The organism is Micromonospora sp. WMMD736 (assembly GCF_049179015.1).
In the GTDB taxonomy this organism is placed as follows: domain Bacteria; phylum Actinomycetota; class Actinomycetes; order Mycobacteriales; family Micromonosporaceae; genus Micromonospora.
The window spans coordinates 5,752,291-5,771,377 of record NZ_JBMHMI010000001.1 but is presented as its reverse complement, the minus strand read 5'-3'; the positions used below and the strand labels follow the sequence as shown (position 1 = coordinate 5,771,377).

The 19,087-nt window shown below is 72.1% G+C and carries 15 protein-coding genes; 6 read left to right on the top strand and 9 right to left on the bottom strand.

From position 1 onward, the window contains the following. Positions 1-43: 43 nt before the first annotated feature. A complete protein-coding gene (gene cimA, locus ACN269_RS26040) occupies positions 44-1,627 on the bottom strand; it encodes a citramalate synthase (protein ID WP_421474881.1) in 1,584 nt (527 codons plus the stop codon). 248 nt (positions 1,628-1,875) lie between these two features. Here cimA and ACN269_RS26035 point away from each other — a divergent pair, with 248 nt between their 5' ends. The 3 genes from ACN269_RS26035 to ACN269_RS26025 all read left to right on the top strand — a co-directional run bounded on the left by ACN269_RS26035 (position 1,876) and on the right by ACN269_RS26025 (position 3,844). After that, a complete protein-coding gene (locus ACN269_RS26035; RefSeq protein ID WP_421474880.1) occupies positions 1,876-2,406 on the top strand; it encodes a carboxymuconolactone decarboxylase family protein in 531 nt (176 codons plus the stop codon). A gap of 170 nt (positions 2,407-2,576) precedes the next feature. Beyond that, positions 2,577-3,035, top strand: coding sequence for a PRC-barrel domain containing protein (locus tag ACN269_RS26030; protein ID WP_421474879.1), 459 nt, complete (start codon positions 2,577-2,579; stop codon positions 3,033-3,035). A 56-nt stretch (positions 3,036-3,091) separates the two neighbouring features. Continuing rightward, complete coding sequence (locus ACN269_RS26025) at positions 3,092-3,844, top strand: tyrosine-protein phosphatase (RefSeq protein WP_421474878.1); 753 nt, start codon at positions 3,092-3,094, stop codon at positions 3,842-3,844. A 33-nt stretch (positions 3,845-3,877) separates the two neighbouring features. Here the strand turns inward: ACN269_RS26025 and ACN269_RS26020 are convergent, their stop codons facing one another. Together ACN269_RS26020 and ACN269_RS26015 are read right to left on the bottom strand one after the other, a co-directional pair. Further along, a complete protein-coding gene (locus ACN269_RS26020) occupies positions 3,878-4,975 on the bottom strand; it encodes a branched-chain amino acid aminotransferase (protein WP_421474877.1) in 1,098 nt (365 codons plus the stop codon). A 162-nt stretch (positions 4,976-5,137) separates the two neighbouring features. Then, a complete protein-coding gene (locus ACN269_RS26015) occupies positions 5,138-6,169 on the bottom strand; it encodes a 3-isopropylmalate dehydrogenase (RefSeq protein WP_421474876.1) in 1,032 nt (343 codons plus the stop codon). Positions 6,170-6,393: 224 nt separating this feature from the next. Here ACN269_RS26015 and ACN269_RS26010 point away from each other — a divergent pair, with 224 nt between their 5' ends. Continuing rightward, positions 6,394-7,236, top strand: a complete 843-nt coding sequence (locus ACN269_RS26010) for an FAD:protein FMN transferase (RefSeq protein ID WP_421474875.1) — start codon at positions 6,394-6,396, stop codon at positions 7,234-7,236. 23 nt (positions 7,237-7,259) lie between these two features. Here ACN269_RS26010 and ACN269_RS26005 read toward each other — a convergent pair whose 3' ends face one another. Then, positions 7,260-8,291 (bottom strand): hypothetical protein, encoded by a 1,032-nt coding sequence (locus ACN269_RS26005; RefSeq protein WP_421474874.1) that lies wholly within the window; start codon positions 8,289-8,291, stop codon positions 7,260-7,262. Between the two features lie 320 nt (positions 8,292-8,611). Here ACN269_RS26005 and ACN269_RS26000 point away from each other — a divergent pair, with 320 nt between their 5' ends. Beyond that, positions 8,612-8,968, top strand: a complete 357-nt coding sequence (locus tag ACN269_RS26000; RefSeq protein WP_421474873.1) for a hypothetical protein — start codon at positions 8,612-8,614, stop codon at positions 8,966-8,968. A gap of 113 nt (positions 8,969-9,081) precedes the next feature. Here the strand turns inward: ACN269_RS26000 and serA are convergent, their stop codons facing one another. From serA to ACN269_RS25975, 5 genes are all read right to left on the bottom strand, one after another. Beyond that, positions 9,082-10,680: a phosphoglycerate dehydrogenase gene (serA, locus tag ACN269_RS25995; RefSeq protein ID WP_421474872.1), complete on the bottom strand. Its 1,599-nt coding sequence runs from the start codon at positions 10,678-10,680 to the stop codon at positions 9,082-9,084. 374 nt (positions 10,681-11,054) lie between these two features. Continuing rightward, positions 11,055-12,068, bottom strand: a complete 1,014-nt coding sequence (gene ilvC / locus ACN269_RS25990) for a ketol-acid reductoisomerase (protein WP_421474871.1) — start codon at positions 12,066-12,068, stop codon at positions 11,055-11,057. 56 nt (positions 12,069-12,124) lie between these two features. Further along, positions 12,125-12,640, bottom strand: a complete 516-nt coding sequence (gene ilvN, locus ACN269_RS25985) for an acetolactate synthase small subunit (RefSeq protein WP_355052170.1) — start codon at positions 12,638-12,640, stop codon at positions 12,125-12,127. A gap of 1 nt (position 12,641) precedes the next feature. Next, complete coding sequence (locus ACN269_RS25980) at positions 12,642-14,522, bottom strand: acetolactate synthase large subunit (RefSeq protein ID WP_421474870.1); 1,881 nt, start codon at positions 14,520-14,522, stop codon at positions 12,642-12,644. Between the two features lie 188 nt (positions 14,523-14,710). Next, a complete protein-coding gene (locus tag ACN269_RS25975) occupies positions 14,711-17,065 on the bottom strand; it encodes a putative bifunctional diguanylate cyclase/phosphodiesterase (protein WP_421476571.1) in 2,355 nt (784 codons plus the stop codon). Positions 17,066-17,195: 130 nt separating this feature from the next. On the opposite strand from ACN269_RS25975, the gene ilvD reads away from it, so the two are divergent. Further along, positions 17,196-19,043, top strand: coding sequence for a dihydroxy-acid dehydratase (gene ilvD / locus ACN269_RS25970; protein ID WP_421474869.1), 1,848 nt, complete (start codon positions 17,196-17,198; stop codon positions 19,041-19,043). Positions 19,044-19,087 lie beyond the last annotated feature (44 nt).

Sequence of the window (19,087 nt, the reverse complement as noted above, 5' to 3'; positions counted from 1 at the left end):
GTCGACACAAAGTGCAAGATCGCGGGGGCGGGGGCGGGGAGGTTTAGACCGGGGTGGGGGCCAGGCCGTAGGTCAGGGCGTCTACCAGGGCGTGCCAGCTTGCCTCGACGACGTTGGGGTGTACGCCCACCGTCGTGAAGTCCCGGCCGGTGCCGTTGGCGGTCTCCAGCAGCACCCGCGTGACCGCGCCCGTGCCGTGGCTGCCCTCCAGGATTCGCACCTTGTAGTCGGCCAACTCGAACTCGCGCAACTGCGGATAGTGCCGGGTCAGCCCCACCCGCAGGGCTTCGTCCAGCGCGTTGACCGGGCCGTTGCCCTCGGCCGTGGCGATGACCCGCTCACCGCGTACCCGGATCTTCACGGTCGCCTCGGAGACGACCGCGCCGTCCTCGCGGTGCTCGACCAGCACCCGGTACGACTCGAGGGTGAACGGCCGCGCCGGGCCACCCTCCGGGAGCTCGGAGCGGACGAGCAGCTCGAACGAGGCGTCGGCGGCCTCGAAGGACCAGCCCTCGGCCTCCAACTCCTTGACCCGCCTGGTGACCCGGGTCAGCGCCTCCGGACGGTCGGCCAGGTCCAGGCCGAGCTCTCGGCTCTTGAGCTCGACACTGGCCCGGCCGGCCATCTCGGTCACCAGGATCCGCATGTCGTTGCCCACCACCGACGGGTCCACGTGGTTGTAGAGCAACGGGTCGACCTTGATCGCGCTCGCGTGCAGCCCCGCCTTGTGGGCGAAGGCGGCGGCCCCGGCGTACGCCTGGTGGGTGTCGGGGGCGATGTTGGCGATCTCGGCGATGGCGTGCGAGACCCGCACCATCTGCGCCAGGCAGCCCTCCGGTAGGACGGGCATGCCGAGCTTGAGCTGGAGGTTGGCGACGACCGCGAAGATGTCGGCGTTGCCGGGGCGTTCGCCGTACCCGTTGGCGGTGCCCTGCACGTGGCGGACGCCCGCCTCCACGGCGGCGATCGTGTTGGCGACCGCGCAGGCCGTGTCGTTCTGCGCGTGCATGCCGAACAGCGCGGCGTCGACCCCGAGCCGGTCGGTCAGGTCGTGGATCGCGGCGGTCACCTGGGACGGCAGCATGCCGCCGTTGGTGTCGCAGAGCACCATCCGCTCGGCGCCCGCGGCGAGCGCGGTCTGCACCACGGCGGCGCCGTACGCGGGGTCGTGGCGGTAGCCGTCGAAGAAGTGCTCGCCGTCGACGAACACCCGGCGTCCCTCGGCGACCAGGTGGGCGACGGTGTCGTGGATCATCGCCAGGTTCTCCGCGCCGGTCGTGCGCAACGCGCGCTCGACATGACGGATGTCGGCCTTGGCGACCAGGGCGACCGCCGGGGTCTGCGCGTCCAGCAGGCCGCGCACCTGGGGGTCGTCGGCGACCGCGACACCGGCCTTGCGGGTGGCGCCGAACGCCACCAGCACGGCGTGGCGCAGGGTCAGCTCGGTGCGGGCCCGGCGGAAGAACTCGGTGTCCTTGGGCACCGCGCCCGGCCAGCCGCCCTCGATGAACCCGACGCCGAACTCGTCGAGCAGCCGCGCCACCGCCAGCTTGTCGACCACCGAGTAGGTGAGCCCTTCGCGCTGGGCGCCGTCTCGCAACGTCGTGTCGAAGACCTGGAACGTCATCAGGATCCTTTCTCGGAGCAACAAAAAGACCCCCCGCGGGATGCGGGAGGTCTGCGCGCTCGGCGGAGGGGAGAGCCGGCGCGCTAGGTCGCAATAATCAGGGCGGTGCAGGTCACGATCGCTACTCTGCCACCCGCTCCCGCTTTTGGGAGAGACAATCCATATGGTGGGACATCTATCGCCCACAAGGAGGCCCCGTGCTCACCGTGTCGCTCGACACCGCCGCCCCGCCCGCCGAGGGCTGACCCGTGGGACTGGACACGATCCGGGCGGCCCTGCCCGCGTACGCCACGGACATCGCCCACAACCTCGACTCGACGATCGGCGCGTCGACGCTGACCCCGGCGCGTACGTGGGGCACGGCGCTGGCCTGCGCGGTGGCCGCGCGCAACCCGCTGGTACTGCGCGAGATCGCCGCGGCAGCGCTCGACCACCTCGGGCCGGACGGCGTCGAGGCGGCCAAGGGCGCGGCGGCCGTGATGGCGATGACCAACATCTACTACCGCGCCACGCATCTGATGGGCGACGAGGAGTACGTCTCGCTACCGGCCCGCCTCCGCATGCAGATCATCGCCCGACCGGGCGTGGACAAGGGCGACTTCAAGCTGTGGTGTCTCGGCGTCTCGGCGATCCACGGCTGCGAGATCTGCCTTCAGACCCAGGAGCAGGCGCTGCGCCGCCGGGGATTCACACCCGAGCAGGTGCAGGAGGCCCTGCGGATCGCCGCAGTCGTCCACGCGGCGGCGGTCACCCTGGACGCCGAGGCGGCGCTGGCCTGATGCCCGTCCCGCAGGCCCTGCGGCCTGGTGTCCGGCGCTGATCGGCGGACCGGCACGGGCTGTCGCCGCGCCGGTCGGTCACCGTTTCCGGGGGCCTGCCGCCGGGTAGCTCCTCTCGGGGACACCCGCATCGAGGCCGAGACGATCGGCGACAGTCAGGAGTGAACGGCATGGACAGGATCGACCCGCACGCCGCCCACGCCGGCCCGGACCCGCTGCGCGGCGGCGACCAGGGCGCCGTGCCCGGCGGGGCGCCGGCCGGCACGTTCGACCCGTGGCGCTACCGCGACACCGCCGGCGTGGCCGACGTCGACCTGGTCGGCTACAAGGTCGAGGCCAGCGACGGCGGTGTCGGCAAGATCGACAGTGCCAGCCACGAGGTCGGCGGCAGCTACCTGGTCGTGGACACCGGGCCGTGGATCTTCGGCAAGAAGGTGATGCTGCCCGCCGGCACGGTCAACCAGGTCGACCACGACCAGCGCACCGTCTCGGTCGACCGCACCCGCGACCAGATCAAGGCCGCCCCGGAGTACGACGAGACCAGCCACAGCGACCCGGCGTACCGGGACCAGCTCGGCGGTTACTACGACGAGACGTACGGCGCGCTCCCCCCGGGCACCGCACGCTGACCGATCGGACCCGACGGCCGGTGGGGAACGACCCCGCCGGCCGTTACCGTGTGCACGTGGACGCCATCGATGACGAACGTCACCTCACGCTGCCCGCGACCTTCAACTTCCGCGACGTCGGCGGCTACCTCGGCCACGACGGCCGCACCGTACGCCGTGGTCGCCTCTACCGCTCCGACTCCCTGCACCGGCTCGACGAGCAGGACCGCGACGCCTTCGCCGCGATCGGCATCCGCACCGTGGTCGACCTGCGCCGCCCCAGCGAGGTGGAGCGCGACGGTCGGGTGCCGGCCTACCAGGGGCTGACCTACCGGCACATCCACCCGGAGCACGAGGACTGGGCGCTGACGCCGCACGAGAAGGGTACCGACCTGGCGCGCTACCTCGCCGACCGCTACGCCGACCTGGCCCAGACCGGCACCGCGGGTCTGGGCGAGGCGATCGGGCTGATCGCCGACTCGGCGAACGCCCCGGTCGTCGTGCACTGCGTGGCCGGCAAGGACCGCACCGGCATCGTGTGTGCCCTGACGCTTGCCGTGCTGGGCGTCGACGACGCGGACATCACCGCCGACTACGCGCTGAGCAGCGAGGCGTCGGCCCGGTTCAGCGCCTGGCTGGCCGCCACCATGCCGGACGGCGCGGAGGTGCCGGCGCCGTTCCTGGCGTCGCCCGCCGAGGCCATGCAGATCTTCCTGGACGAACTGCGCGAGGGGCACGGTTCGATCGAGGCGTACCTGCGGCATGCCGGGGTGACCGACGTGCAGCTCGCGGCCCTGCGCGACCACCTGCTCGACGGGGGTCAGGACTGACCGGCCCGTGGCGACGGGCCGGTCAGCCGGACGTCAGAGGACCTGGCGCACCCAGCCGTGCGGGTCGGCGGCCTTGCCGCGCTGGATGTCGACCAACTGCTGGCGCAGCGACATGGTGACCCGACCGGGCTCGCCGCCACCGATCAGGAACTCGCCGTCGGGGAAACGCACCCCGCCGATCGGGGTGATCACCGCGGCGGTGCCGCAGGCGAAGACCTCGCGGAGCCGGCCGCTGGCCGCGTCGGCCTGCCAGTCGGCGAACGAGACCGGGCGCTCCTGCACCTGGTGCCCGGCCTTGCCGGCCAGCGTCATGACCGCGTCCCGGGTGATGCCGGGCAGGATCGTGCCGGTCAGCGGCGGGGTGACCACCGTGTCGTCGTCGTAGACGAAGAAGACGTTCATGCCGCCCAGCTCGTCGACGAAGCGACGCTCCACCGCGTCGAGGAAGACCACCTGGTCGCAGCCGGCGTCGATGGCCTCGGCCTGGGCCGCCAGCGAGGCAGCGTAGTTGCCGCCGCACTTGGCCGCGCCGGTGCCGCCGGGCGCGGCCCGGGTGTAGTCCGGGGAGACCCAGACGGTGACCGGCTTGACGCCGCCGGTGAAGTACGCGCCGACCGGCGAGGCGATCACCATGTACAGGTATTCGTTGGCCGGGCGGACGCCGAGGAAGACCTCGCTGGCGAACATGAACGGCCGCAGGTAGAGGCTGCCGTCCTCGCCGGTCGGGATCCAGTCCCGGTCGATCTCGATGAGCTTGTGCAGCGAGTCGACGAACACCTCGGGCGGCAACGCCGGCATCGCCATCCGCTGCGCCGAGTCGACGAAGCGGGCGGCGTTGGCGTCCGGCCGGAACATCGTCACGCCGCCGTCGGCCGTCCGGTACGCCTTGAGCCCCTCGAAGATCTCCTGCGCGTAGTGCAGCACCGCGCTGGCCGGATCCATCGGGATCGGCCCCCGCGCCTCCACCCGGGCGTCGTACCAGCCCTTGCCCTCGGCGTACCGGATGGTGACCATGTGGTCGGTGAAGACTCGGCCGAACCCCGGGTTGGCCAGCAGGGCGGCCCGGTCGGCGGCGGATACCGGCGCGGGATTCGGACGGATCTCGAAGTCGAGCTTGTCACCACCGCTCATCGCGCTGACCTCCCTGCGGGAAAACGGCGTGCGGGACCGCACACCGACATGGCTGTGCCAGAAACTTACCCCGAACGGTCGTTCAGAAGGTAGCGCCGCTCGGGACCGGGTGGACTGCCCGGACAGGCGGAATCCGCCCCGGCCGTGGACCGGCCGGGACGGTCAGGCTACGGCGTGGGCGGCGAGCCGGTCGCCGACCTCGGCCGTGCGCAGCGTCGTACCGGGGGTACGGCCGGCCAGCTCGGCGGCGACCGCCGCGTTGACCCGGGCCGCCGCCTCGGCGTGCCCGAGCTGCTCCAGCAGGAGCGCCACGGAGAGCACCGCGGCCACCGGGTCCGCGATGCCCTGCCCGGCGATGTCCGGTGCCGAGCCGTGCACCGGCTCGAACATCGAGGGGTACGCGCCCTCGGGGTTGATGCAGCCACTGGCGGCCAGCCCGATTCCGCCGGTGACGGCGGCGGCGATGTCGGTGAGGATGTCGCCGAAGAGGTTGTCGGTGACCACCACGTCGTAGCGCTGCGGCTGGGTGACCAGGAACATCGCGGCCGCGTCGACGTGCTGGTATTCCGTCGCGACGTCCGGGTGCTCGGCGGCGACCGCCGCGAAGGCGCGCGACCACAGCGACCCGGCGTGGGTCAGCACGTTGGTCTTGTGCACCAGCGTGACCTTGCGCCGCTCCCGACGACCGGCCCGCGCGAACGCGTCGCGGATCACCCGCTCCACGCCGTGCCGGGTGTTGAGGCTCTCCTCCGTGGCGACCTCGGCGGGCGTGTCGCGGTGCAACGTCCCGCCCGCGCCGGCGTACAGCCCCTCGGTGCCCTCGCGGACCACCACCAGGTCGACCTCGCCCGGCTTCACGTTGCCCAGCGGACCGGCGACGCCGGGCCAGAGCCGCGAGGGACGCAGGTTGACGTACTGGTCGAAGGCGAACCGGAGCTTGAGCAGCAGGCCGCGTTCCAGGACACCCGGCGGCACCGTGGGGTCGCCCACCGCGCCGAGCAGGATCGCGTCGTGCCCGGCCAGCTCGGTCAGCACCGAGTCGGGCAGGACCTCTCCGGTACGGTGCCAGCGGGCGGCGCCGAGGTCGTACTCGGTGGCCTGCACACCGGGAAGCACCGCGTCGAGGACCTTGCGGGCCTGCGCGACCACCTCGGGCCCGATGCCGTCCCCGGCCACCACCGCGATCCGCGCCACGCCCGCTCTCCCCACGCTCGACTGCCCTGTCCGGCAACGGTACGTCGCCGTCCCGACTCCCGGTACGTTGCTTCCAAGATGTGAGACACGAGGATGCACAGCAGCCTCTCAGCTGGGATTCATGTGGCGATCATGTGCGCTGCCTACGGTATGCAGCAGCGGGTCAGAGGGCCCGCGAACGGTGGTCGTGACGACGCGACGTCAACTGCGAGGGGGCAGGCGCCATGCGCATCGACGAGCAGCCGCGGACCCGGTGGCCGGACCTGTCGGCGTTCCGGCACCGCCGGCCCGACCTCCGCCTCGGCAGCCGCCGTGGCCGATTCGACCCGGCCGCCGCCACCCAGGGCCGCATCGCCGTGCAGCACACCGTACGCACCGCCACGGCGGAGTACACCCTGCTGCTCAACGCCCCCGAGTGGCTCGGCCGCCGGGGCGTCGGCGAGGCGCTGCGGGACAGCGTCGCGGAACTGCGCGCCATCGACGTGACCTACGGCCCCAACCGACCGGAGAGCCTGGTCTCCAGACTGCGTCGGGGCGAGATCAGCCCCGAGTCGTACCCCCCGCTGGCCGACCTGGTGGACCGCTGCGCGGCGATGCGCGCCGCCACCGACGGCTGGTTCGACGCCTGGGCGGTGCCCGGCGGCTTCGACCCGGGCGGCCTGCTGGGCGGCTGGGCCGTGGAACGCGCCGCCGCCCGGCTGCGCGCGGCGGGTGTGCACGACTACGCCGTACTCACCGGCGCCGACCTCGTGGTCCGGGGCCGCGCGCCGCACGGCGGGCCGTGGCGGGTCGCGGTGCACCACCCGACGGCGCCGCAGCGCGCGCCACTGATGCTGGAGATGACCTCGGGAGCTGTCGGCACCTCCGGGGTGTCCGGACGGCAGGGGCACGTGGTCGACCCGCACAGCGGTGAGCCGGCCGACCACCTCGTCGCCGCGACCGTCGTGGGCCCGGACCTGGCGGTCGCCGACGCTTACGCGACCGCGCTCTACGCCGCTGGCCCCACCGGACTGAGCTGGTTCCGGGGTGGCTCCGAGTATCGGGCGCTCTTCGCCCACCGGCGCTGACCGCCCGCCCTCAGCCAGGGACGCTAGCGTCCCGTGCTCGGGTCCGGCACGGTCACCCGCGCCGGGGTCGGTGCCCCGAAGACGGTGGCGACCAGATCGCTCACCGCGTGCACTCCCACACCGATCCCCTTGCCGGGTGGCAGCTGGTACATGATGGCGACGACGTAGCGCTGGTCGTCGCCGGCGAACCCCACGGTGTTCGTGACCCAGTGCTCACCGCCCGGGTCCGGCTCGATCGACCAGCCGTCCTTGGTGCCGGGGCGCATGTCGCTGCCGGCCGCCCAGACACCCCACCGTTGGATCGAACCGACCGAACGCATCGCGCCGACGAGGTAGGCCCGGTCGGTCGGGTCGAGGTCGTCCAGCACGTACGACATCAACCGCTGGAGATCCTCGGCCGTGCACTTGAGGTGACCCCAGAAGCGCGCGTAGCCGGCGACGGTGGTCAGCCCCGTCATGCCGTAGCGCTGCTGGAAGCGTTTGAGCTGACCGTCGCGGCCGTACCGGTTCCACAGCGCGGTGGCCGCGTCGTCGGAGGAGAAGTTCAGCATGTCGGCTATCTGTCGACGCGCGGCGCTGTCGAGCGTGATCTCGCCCGCACGTGAGCGCTCCAGCAGCCCGACGGCCATCGCGAGCTTGATGGTGGAGGCCGTCCAGATCGGATGGTCGGTGGTCCCCGCCCGCCAGGAGGTGCCGGTGCGCCGGTCCCGTACCAGGATTCCGAGGACCCCCGGCTTGCTCTTGAGAAGGGTGGCCGCCGCCGCGAACCGGCGGCGTTGGGCCTCGTCCGCGCTGCCCGTGTCGGGTCGTCGGCCCTTGGCCGGGCCCAGCCCACTCGTCGACCGCGGCTCGGCGGTACCCGTGGCCGACGAGTCGCGCGCGGCAGGCGAGCCGGTCGGATCGGTCGAACAGCCGGCAAGTACGAGCACCGCCACCAGGGCCGCGAGGAGCCGCGTCGGGCCCACCGCTCGCCGTGGGGGCGCAGGTCGCCGGAGCCGGGCGGCCCAGCGGCCACCCCGACGGCCGTCGCCGTTCGACAACTGGGCGCTTGTCACGGCGGCCGATCATAGCCTGGATTGCGATCGGCCCCCACGGCCTCGGCAACGGCTGTGGGGGCCGATCAGCGACGAGTGCGCGTGGCTCGCACAATCGAGGGGTGCGGACCGGTCGGGCCGGACGTCGGCCGCGCCACCCGAAGACGGGCCGGCGCCACGGCCTGGCGGCCAGTAACCGCAGTCGTACGCTAGCGAATCGACGCAACTCGACGCAAGAGTCTCCACAGCGGACGCCTTCGGACGTCACCGCAACGGATCGGCGATTGGCCTGCGGCGAGGCAATTTCGACATGGTGAACGACGGATGGCACGCTGTCCGCCGTGAGTTTCGATCTGAGTGTGTGGGCCCTGGAGGACGGGGCGACGCCCGAGGACGTGCGGGCAGCGGTCGAGGGTTGCCGGCAGGGGCGGCACGTGGACCGATACCCGGACCCGCGCGTCGTCGGCTTCTACCGGGCGATCACCGCGTCCTATCCGGACCGCCACCCCGGCCCGGACAGCCCGTGGGCGGTCGCGCCGCTGCACGCCGCGCACGATCACGTCGAGCTGAACCTGCACCCGACCTGCCCGGACCAGGTGCTGCTGGACATCGAGCGGCTGGCCGGCGAGCACGGTCTGATGCTCTTCGACCCCCAGGACGGCTCGGTGTACCCGCCCCCCGCCCGGCTGCCGAGCTGACCGCTCCCGGGGCGTAACACCTCCGGCGTACGACGAAGGGGCCCGGCGCTGTCGCCGGGCCCCCCGTGGTGCTGTCGTCGGTGCCGCCACGCCTGTCGCGCGGCGGCCGCTAGCTACTCGTCGCGCAGGTCGGCCGCGCTGGCGGCGGTCGCGCCGATGGAGTCGGCCGCCGAGGTCAGCAGGTCGGCGCCGAGCGCCTGGTCGACGGTGAGGGTCATCAGCGTCTCGCCGCCCGCCTCGCGCCGGGCCACCTGCATCGCGGCGATGTTGATGCCCGACTCGCCGAGCAGCGTACCGACGGTGCCGACGACGCCCGGGCGGTCCGCGTACCGCAGGAACACCAGGATGCCCTCCGCACCGATCTCCACGTCGAAACCGTCCACTTCGGTCAGCCGCGGGACGTCGCGCCCGCCCGCGTGGGTGACCGTCCCGGAGACGCTCACCGCCCGGCCGTCCGGCAGGGCACCGCGCACCGTGACCAGGAGGGGCTGGTCGGCGGTCTCGACCTGACTGTCCAGAGTGACCTCGACGCCGCGCTCGGCGGCCAGGTGCGGGGCGTTGACGTAGGTGACCTGGTCCTCGACCACCGAGCTGAACAGGCCCTTCGTGGCGGCCAGCTTGAGCACCGACACGTCGTGGCCGACGACCTCGCCGCGAACCTCGACGGTGACGCTGGCCGCGACCCCGCCGGCGACGGCGGTGAAGGCCCGGCCCAGCTTCTCGGCCAGCGGCAGCAGCGGGCGTACGTCCTCGGCGACCACGCCGCCGGCCTGGACGTTGACGGCGTCCGGCACGAACTCGCCCTGCAGCGCCAGCTTCACGCTCTTGGCAACCGCCAGACCGGCCTTGTCCTGCGCCTCGTGGGTCGACGCGCCCAGGTGCGGGGTGGCCACCACGTTGTCGAAGGCGAACAGCGGCGAGGAGGTGCAGGGTTCCTTGGAGTACACGTCGACGCCGGCGCCGGCGACCCGCCCCTCGGCGATGGCGTCGGCGAGCGCCTGCTCGTCGACCAGACCGCCGCGGGCGGCGTTCACGATGCGGACGCTGGGCTTGACGAGTGCCAGCTCCTTCTCGCCGATCAGACCGACCGTCTCGGGGGTCTTGGGCAGGTGGATCGAGATGAAGTCGCTCTCGCGCAGCAACTCCTCCAGCCCGACCAGCCGTACGCCGAGCTGCGCCGCCCGAGCCGGCTGGATGTACGGGTCGTACGCGATCAGTCGGGTGCCGAACGCGGCGATGCGCTGCGCGAAGAGCACCCCGATGCGGCCGAGGCCGACCACGCCGACGGTCTTGCCCTGCACCTCGACGCCCGTGTACTTGGACCGCTTCCACTCGCCGGCCTTGAGGGCCGCGCTGGCGCTGGCGGTGTTGCGGGCGACGGCGAGCAGCAGTGCGACGGCCTGCTCGGCGGCGGAGACGATGTTCGAGGTGGGTGCGTTGACGACCATCACGCCCCGCGCGGTGGCTGCCGGCACCTCGACGTTGTCGAGCCCGACGCCCGCGCGGGCGACCACCTTGAGTCGCGGGGCCGCGGCGACCGCCTCGGCGTCGATCTGGGTCGCGCTGCGCACGATGACGGCGTCGGCCTCGGAGAGCGCCGAGAGCAGGGCCGGACGGTCGGTGCCGTCGACGTGACGGACGTCGAAGTCGTGAGCGAGCACCTCGATGGCGGCGGGGGCGAGTTCTTCGGCGATCAGTACGACAGGATTCATCGGTCCTCGTAGAGGTCGTGTTTGCGATCGGCGCGGGTGGCGGGGCGCCGCACTGCACCCCGTGCTGATCCGTGCCGTGGCCGTCAGGTGCCGGCTCAGCGCACCTACCCGCGATCGTAGGGGCCGCGCTGGCCGGCGTGTTCCGGTCTGCGGGGTGAGTGCCCTCACACGCCCGGACACCAGTCGTTCACCGCACCGAAACGCGCCCCTCCCCCGCGATCTTGCACTTACTGTCGCGACGTAAGGGGTGCCTCATGACAAATCGCCATACCAAAGTGCAAGATCGGCGAGGGCGGGGGGAGGCACGGGTTTGCCCCGGGCCGCGCTGGGGAGAGCGCGGCCCGGGGCCGGGGGAACCGTGTTTTCGGGGTGGGTCAGGCGGTTTCGGTGATCGGGCGGTCGACCCAGCTCATCATGCCGCGCAGCTTCCTACCGGTCTCCTCGATCGGGTGCGCCGCACCCTCGGCCTGCCACTTGGTGAAGTTCGGCCGGCCGGCCTCGTCCTCGGCCACCCACTCGCGGGCGAACTCGCCGGACTGGATCTCGCCCAGGATCTTGCGCATCTCCTCCTTGACCCGGGAGTCGATGATGCGCGAGCCCCGGGAGAGGTCGCCGTACTCGGCGGTGTCGGAGATGCTGTACCGCATCTTCGCGATGCCACCCTCGTACATCAGGTCGACGATCAGCTTCAGCTCGTGCAGGCACTCGAAGTAGGCGACCTCCGGGGCGTAGCCGGCCTCGGTGAGCACCTCGAAACCGGTCTGCACCAGCGCCGAGGCACCGCCGCAGAGCACCGCCTGCTCGCCGAAGAGGTCGGTCTCGGTCTCCTCGGTGAAGGTGGTCTTGATCGCGCCGGCGCGGGTGCCGCCGATCCCCTTGGCGTACGCGAGGGCGAGCGCGAACGCGGTGCCCGTGGCGTCCTGCTCGACGGCGACCAGACAGGGCACGCCCTTGCCGTCGACGTACTGGCGACGCACCAGGTGGCCGGGGCCCTTGGGGGCGACCATGGCCACGTCCACCTCGGCCGGGGGCTTGATCAGGCCGTACCGGATGTTGAAACCGTGGCCGAAGAAGATCGCCTTGCCGGGGGCCAGGTGCGGCTCGATCGACTCGGCGTAGATCTTGCGCTGGGCGGTGTCCGGCGCAAGCACCATGATCACGTCCGCCTCGGCCGAGGCCTCGGCCGGCGTGAGCACCCGGAGGCCCTGCTCCTCGGCCTTGGGACGGCTCTTCGAGCCCTCCGGCAGACCGATCACCACGTCGACGCCGGAGTCACGCAGCGACAGCGCGTGGGCGTGACCCTGGCTGCCGTAGCCGATCACCGCGACCTTCTTGGCCTGGATCAGGCCGAGGTCGGCATCGTCGTCGTAGTACACCTCAACGCTCATGAGAACTTCCCTTTCGTACGACGGCCTGGGTGCCCGTCGTGGTCTGTGCGGATGGGTCAGGCGGCCCGCAGCGCGGGACCGGCGGTGATCGAACGCGAGCCGCGCCCGATGGCCACCAGCCCGGACTGGACCATTTCCTTGATGCCGAACGGCTCGAGGTCGCGCAGCAGCGCGTCGAGCTTGTCCGGCGTGCCGGTGGCCTCGATGGTCAGCGTGTCCGGTGCGACGTCCACCACCCGGGCCCGGAACAGGTTGACGGTCTCCAGCACCTGGGACCGGGCGGCCCGGTCGGCGCGGACCTTCACCAGCAGCAACTCCCGGGCGACCGAGACCTGCGGATCCAACTCAACGATCTTGAGTACGTTGACCAGCTTGTTGAGCTGCTTGGTGACCTGCTCCAGCGGGGACGAGTCCGCGTTCACCACGATGGTGATCCGGGAGACGTCCGGGTTCTCGGTCTCGCCCACGGCGAGGCTGTCGATGTTGAAACCGCGCCGGGAGAAGAGGCCGGACACCCGGGCGAGGACGCCCGGCTTGTTCTCCACCAGCACCGAAAGCGTGTGCATAGTCATGTCAGATGTCATCCTCGTCGAAGACCGGGCGGACGCCGCGGGCGAACATGATCTCGTCGTTACTGGTGCCGGCGGCGACCATCGGCCAGACCATGGCGTCCTTGCCGACCACGAAGTCGATCACCACCGGGGCATCGTTGATCTCCATGGCGGCGGCGATGGTCTTGTCCACGTCCTCGGCGGTCTCGCAGCGCAGCCCGACGCAGCCCAGCGCCTCGGCGAGCTTGACGAAGTCGGGGATGCGGTGCTTGTGCGTGCCCAACTCGGTGTTGGAGTAGCGCTCGTTGTAGAAGAGCGTCTGCCACTGCCGGACCATGCCGAGGTTGCCGTTGTTGATGACGGCGATCTTGACCGGGATGCCCTCCAGCGCGCAGGTCGCCAACTCCTGGTTGGTCATCTGGAAGCAGCCGTCACCGTCGATCGCCCACACCACCGCGTCCGGCTTGCCGACCTTCGCGCCCATGGCCGCCGGCACCGCGTAGCCCATGGTGCCTAGGCCGCCGGAGTTCAACCAGGTGTACGGCTTCTCGTAGGAGATGAACTGCGACGCCCACATCTGGTGCTGCCCCACACCGGCCACGAAGATCGTGTCGGGGCCGACGATCTCGCCCAACCGCTTGATCACGTATTGCGGGGAGAGCGTGCCGTCGGACGGCTCGTCGTAGCCCAGCGGGTAGCGGTTGCGCAGGTCGTCGAGCTGGGTCCACCAGTCGCCCAGGTCGGTGACGCGCCCCGCCGCGCGCTCGACGGTGACCGCCGCGATCAACTCGTCGATCACGTGCTTGGCATCACCGACGATCGGGACGTCCGCGTGCCGGTTCTTGCCGATCTCGGCGGGGTCGATGTCGGCGTGCACCACCGCCGCGTCCGGAGCGAACGAGTCGAGCTTGCCGGTGACCCGGTCGTCGAACCGCGCGCCCAGCGCGACGATCAGATCGGCCTTCTGGAGGCCGTACACGGCGGCGACCGTGCCGTGCATGCCGGGCATGCCCAGGTGCTGCGGGTGCGAGTCGGGGAACGCGCCGAGCGCCATCAGCGTGGTGATGACCGGGATGCCGGTCAGGTCGGCGAGCCGACGCAGCCCCTCGGTGGCGCCGGCCTTGAGCACCCCGCCGCCCACGTAGAGCACCGGCCGCCGGGCGCCGGCCAGCAACCGGGCCGCCTCGCGGATCTGCTTGCCGTGCGGGTGCAGGGTGGGCCGGTAGCCGGGCAGGTCCAGCGTGGGCGGCCAGGTGAAGGTGGTCGACGCCTGGAGCACGTCCTTGGGGATGTCGACCAGCACGGGGCCGGGCCGGCCGGTGCTGGCCAGGTGGAACGCCTCGGCCAGCACCTGCGGGATCTCCTCGGCGGTCTGCACGAGGAAGTTGTGCTTGGTGATCGGCAGCGTGATGCCCTGGATGTCCGCCTCCTGGAAGGCGTCGGTGCCGATGGACGGGCGAGCCACCTGGCCGGTGATCGCCACCATCGCGACCGAGTCCATGTACGCGTCGGCGATCGGCGTCACCAGGTTCGTCGCGCCCGGGCCGGAGGTGGCGATGCAGACGCCGACCTTGCCGGTGGCCTGCGCGTACCCGGTCGCCGCGTGACCGGCGCCCTGCTCGTGGCGGACCAGGATGTGCCGGACGGTGGAGTCGTAGAGCGGGTCGTACGCCGGCAGGATCGCGCCGCCCGGGATGCCGAAGACGACGTCGACGCCGAGCGCCTCAAGGGACCGCACCAGCGAGCCGGCGCCGGAGACCTGGGCCGGGGCGGGTGTCCGTACGGCCGGGACTGCCGGCGTGGCCGCGGCGCGGGCGGCGGGGTCGGCGGCGCCGGCCGGGTCGGCGGTCGCGCGGGCCCGCCGGGCGGTGTGGGCGAGGGTCTCGGGCGTTGGTCTCGTCATGGTGGTTCTGGCCTTCGGCTGGAGTGGCTGGGGCTTGTTCAGCGATGCGACGTGGGCGTGGGCCCGTCGCGACAGGTTCCGACGGCAATAAAAACGGCCCTCGTGCAGATGCACGGGGCCAGCGCACTCTCGACGGAGGAGAGTGCGCTCAGATAAGTACTCGCAGCGACCGGTACGACGACATGCGGCTAAGCCTGACGCATCTCACGCGATGAGTCAACTGATCCCACATGTTGGTTAACGGACGGCGGCGCGTCGGCCGACGCCGCGCCGCTGCCGGACGGCGTGACCTGCCCGGACCCGCCAGATGCCCGGCGCTGGGCGGGCACCGCGGCGGGCCGCGCGCCCGGCGAGGTGGCCGCCTCCAGCATCGCCTCCAGGTGCTCCGCGGGCACCCCCCAGCCGAACAGCGCGCCCTGACCGAACCGGCAGCCCGCGGCGACCACCGCGGCCAGCTCCGTCGGCGTGGTGACGCCCTCCGCGATGACCTCCATGCCCAACTGGTGACCCAGCCGCATGACGATGTCGACCATGGGCGCGAACGCCGGACCGTCCCGGCCCACCGGCCGGACCGGCTCGTGCTCGGCCACCAGACTGTGGTCGATCTTGAGGATGTCGATGGGGAGCCGACGTAGCTGCCCCAGGGACGAGTACCCGGCGCCGAAGTCGTCGAGCGCGATCCGTACGCCGGTCAACCGCAGCGCGGTCAACCGCCGGATCAGCTCGTCCAGGTCGGTGGCGACCGCGTGCTCGGTGACCTCCAGCACCAGCCGCTGCGGCGGTACGTGGTGGGCGCGCAGGGCCTCGGCCACCTGGACCACGTACTCCGGGGCGTGCAGCTCGCGCGGCGAGACGTTCACCGAGACCCAGACGTCGTGCCCGTCGGCCAGCCAGCGGGAGAGCTGGTAGCAGGCCTGGTGCAGCACCCAGGCACCGAGCGCGGCGATCATGCCGCTCTCCTCGGCGATCGGGATGAACTCGTCCGGGCGGACGTTTCCCAGCTCGGGGTGGTGCCAGCGGAGCAGCGCCTCGGCCCCGACCGGCCGTACCGACGGCAACGACGCCACCGGCTGGAAGGCGAGCCGCAGCTCGTCGCGGTCGATCGCGCCCCGCAACTCGTGCTCGACGGTGGTGCGGCGACGCAGCAGCTGGTCGTACGCCGCGTCGTAGCGCTCGATCCGGTTCTTACCGCGTTGCTTGGCGTAGCGCAGCGCCAGGTCGGCGTGGCGCAGCAGCAGCTCCACGTCCGGCTCGGCGGCCCACCCGGCCACGCCGATGCTCACGGACAGGAAGACCGGTCCCTCCGGCTGGTCGTACGGGCGGTTCAGCACCCCGAGCAGCCGCTCGGCCACCCGGTCCGCCTCGGCGGGCCGGGCCGGCATGAGCACGGCGAACTCGTCGCCGCCGAGCCGGGCCGCCACGTCGCCCGGACGCAGGTTGCCGCGCAGCCGGCGACCCACCTCGGCCAGCACCGCGTCCCCCACGTCGTGACCACGCATGTCGTTGACGTTCTTGAAGCCGTCCAGGTCCAGACCGAGCAGGACGCACGGCGTGCCCGCCGCCGCGCCGTCGTGCAGCGCCCGCAGCAGCCCGCGCCGGTTGGCCAGCGACGTCAACGGGTCGGTGTGCGCCAGCTCACGGAAGTGCGCCTCCCGCTCGACGAGCCGGCCGGCGTAGTCCCGGACGTCCTTGAGGGCGAGGTACTGCCGCGCCACCAGGGCGAAGCCCTCCACACTGCCGGCGAGGATGCCCGGCGCGGTGAAGCGGCCGTCCTGGAGCAGGTGGTACATCGCCGAGGCCGCCATCGCCAGCATCGGGGCGAGGGCGTACTCACCGTCCCGACCGACGAGGTCCAGCGCGACCTCCCCGGGCTGGTCGGCCCGGCGCACCCCGAGCGCGACGGTCAGCAGGCCGGCCGAGAGCAGCGCCGCGCCGGTGAGCGCCATGGTCGGCCCGGACTGGCAGAGCCCCGCGCTGAGGCCCAGCCCGCCGCAGCTCACCGCCGTGATGCCGGTCGCGAGCACGACCAGCCGGCGACGCGGGGCGGCGGCCCGAAAGACGACGATCACGGCGAGGCCGGCCCCGAGCGCGGCGCTCACCGTCGTGACCAGGATCGCCGGGCAGGCCATCGGGGTGGCGGCGCCGAGCAGCCGGGTCGGCTCGGAGAAGAGCACCCAGCCGACGAACCACAGCGCCGCCGCCACGGTGACGCCGTCCAGCGCGAGCCGGGCGGTCCCCGCGGCGGTGGCGGCGACCCCCGGCAGCCGGAGCAGACCGGCCGCGAAGGCCAGCCCGGCCAGCGCCATACCGATCGCCGTGGCGTTGGCCCATCCGGTCCGCTGCCCCTGCTCGTGCGCCCAGTGGTCGCTCGCCGACAGCACCGCCACCACCCCGGCCAGCAGGCTGACCAAAGACACCCCGGCGGCACCCGCGAGCAGCACGTGCGCCGGTCGACGCGGCCCCGGCCGCTGCCCGACGAGCATGGTGAGCAGCGCGGTGGCCACGGCCGCGACCAGTCCGCTCAGCGCCGCGACGGCGACCATGCCCGGGGAAAGATGCACGAGAACAAGAGTGCCGGATGAGCGCAGGTCGCGGGAGACCGGATGTGCATCTGTTGGGACACGGGCCCTCTCCCGCAGGGTGCTTCGCGGCCGCGGTGTCATGCTGGTACGCATGCCTGAGCTGCGATCGAGGACGTCCACACACGGTCGGACGATGGCCGGCGCCCGGGCCCTCTGGCGGGCCACCGGGATGACCGACGACGACTTCGGCAAGCCGATCGTCGCCATCGCCAACAGTTTCACCCAGTTCGTGCCGGGTCACGTACACCTCAAGGACATGGGCGGCCTGGTCGCGGACGCGGTGGCCGAGGCCGGCGGGGTCGGCCGAGAGTTCAACACCATCGCGGTCGACGACGGCATCGCGATGGGGCACGGCGGCATGCTCTACTCCCTGCCCAGCCGCGAGCTGATCGCCGACGCGGTGGAGTACATGGTCAACGCGCACTGCGCGGACGCCCTGGTCTGCATCTCTAACTGCGACAAGATCACCCCAGGCATGCTGCTGGCCGCGCTGCGCCTCAACATCCCGACCGTCTTCGTTTCCGGCGGCCCGATGGAGGCCGGCAAGACGGCGGCGATCGAGGGCATCGTGCACAGCAAGATCGACCTGATCGACGCGATGATCGCATCCTCGAACGAGGCGGTCACCGACGCGCAGCTCGGCGAGATCGAGCGCTCCGCCTGCCCCACCTGCGGCTCCTGCTCCGGCATGTTCACCGCCAACTCGATGAACTGCCTCACCGAGGCCATCGGGCTCGCGCTCCCCGGCAACGGTTCGACCCTCGCCACCCACGCCGCGCGCCGGTCGCTGTTCGTCGAGGCCGGCCGGACCGTCGTCGACATCGCCAAGCGGTGGTACGACGGCGACGACGACTCGGTGCTGCCGCGCACCGTCGCGTCCAAGGCCGCCTTCGAGAACGCCGTCGCCCTCGACGTGGCCATGGGCGGCTCGACCAACACGGTGCTGCACCTGCTCGCCGCCGCCCGCGAGGCGGAACTCGACTTCGGCGTCGCCGACATCGACGCCATCTCCCGGCGGGTGCCCTGCCTGGCGAAGGTGGCGCCGAACTCCCCGAAGTACCACATGGAGGACGTGCACCGCGCCGGTGGCATCCCCGCCATCCTCGGTGAGCTGGACCGGGCCGGCCAGCTCAACCGGGACGTGCACGCCGTGCACTCCCCCTCGCTCGCCCAGTGGCTGACCGACTGGGACGTGCGCGGTGGCTCGCCGACGCCGGAGGCGGTCGAGCTGTTCCACGCCGCGCCGGGCGGGGTGCGGACCGTGGAGCCCTTCTCCACCACCAACCGCTGGTCGTCACTCGACACCGACGCCGCCGAGGGCTGCATCCGCGACCGCGAGCACGCGTACTCCGCCGACGGCGGCCTGGCCATCCTGCACGGCAACCTGGCCCCGGACGGCTGCGTCGTGAAGACCGCCGGAGTGCCGGACGACTGCCTGACGTTCCGCGGCCCAGCCAAGGTGTACGAGTCGCAGGACGACGCCGTCACCGCGATCCTGGCCAAGGAGGTCGTCGCCGGGGACGTCGTGGTGATCCGGTACGAGGGGCCCAAGGGCGGGCCGGGCATGCAGGAGATGCTGTACCCCACCTCGTTCCTGAAGGGTCGCGGGCTGGGCCGGTCCTGCGCGCTGCTCACCGACGGCCGCTTCTCCGGCGGCACGTCCGGCCTCTCCATCGGACACGCCTCCCCCGAGGCGGCCTCCGGCGGGCTGATCGCGCTGGTCCGCGAGGGCGACGAGATCGTCATCGACATCCCGGCCCGGTCGATCGAGCTGAACGTGCCCGCCGACGAGTTGGAGGCGCGGCGGGTGGCCGAGGAGAAGCGCGACCGGCCGTACACCCCGACCGACCGGCAGCGACCGGTGTCGGCGGCGCTGCGCGCGTACGCCTCGATGGCCACCTCGGCCAGCGACGGCGCCTACCGACGCGTCCCCGAGTAGCCGGGGCTGATCAACGCGACTTCGCCGATGTCGTGGTGTCCCGC

Coding starts and splice junctions, on each gene's coding strand:
- cimA (WP_421474881.1), bottom strand. CDS start 1,627: ATGACGTTCCAGGTCTTCGACACGACGTTGCGAGACGGCGCCCAGCGC.
- ACN269_RS26030 (WP_421474879.1), top strand. CDS start 2,577: ATGGACAGGATCGACCCGCACGCCGCCCACGCCGGCCCGGACCCGCTG.
- ACN269_RS26020 (WP_421474877.1), bottom strand. CDS start 4,975: ATGAGCGGTGGTGACAAGCTCGACTTCGAGATCCGTCCGAATCCCGCG.
- ACN269_RS26010 (WP_421474875.1), top strand. CDS start 6,394: ATGCGCATCGACGAGCAGCCGCGGACCCGGTGGCCGGACCTGTCGGCG.
- serA (WP_421474872.1), bottom strand. CDS start 10,680: ATGAATCCTGTCGTACTGATCGCCGAAGAACTCGCCCCCGCCGCCATC.
- ilvC (WP_421474871.1), bottom strand. CDS start 12,068: ATGAGCGTTGAGGTGTACTACGACGACGATGCCGACCTCGGCCTGATC.
- ilvN (WP_355052170.1), bottom strand. CDS start 12,640: ATGACTATGCACACGCTTTCGGTGCTGGTGGAGAACAAGCCGGGCGTC.
- ACN269_RS25980 (WP_421474870.1), bottom strand. CDS start 14,522: ATGACGAGACCAACGCCCGAGACCCTCGCCCACACCGCCCGGCGGGCC.
- ACN269_RS25975 (WP_421476571.1), bottom strand. CDS start 17,065: ATGGTCGCCGTCGCGGCGCTGAGCGGACTGGTCGCGGCCGTGGCCACC.
- ilvD (WP_421474869.1), top strand. CDS start 17,196: ATGCCTGAGCTGCGATCGAGGACGTCCACACACGGTCGGACGATGGCC.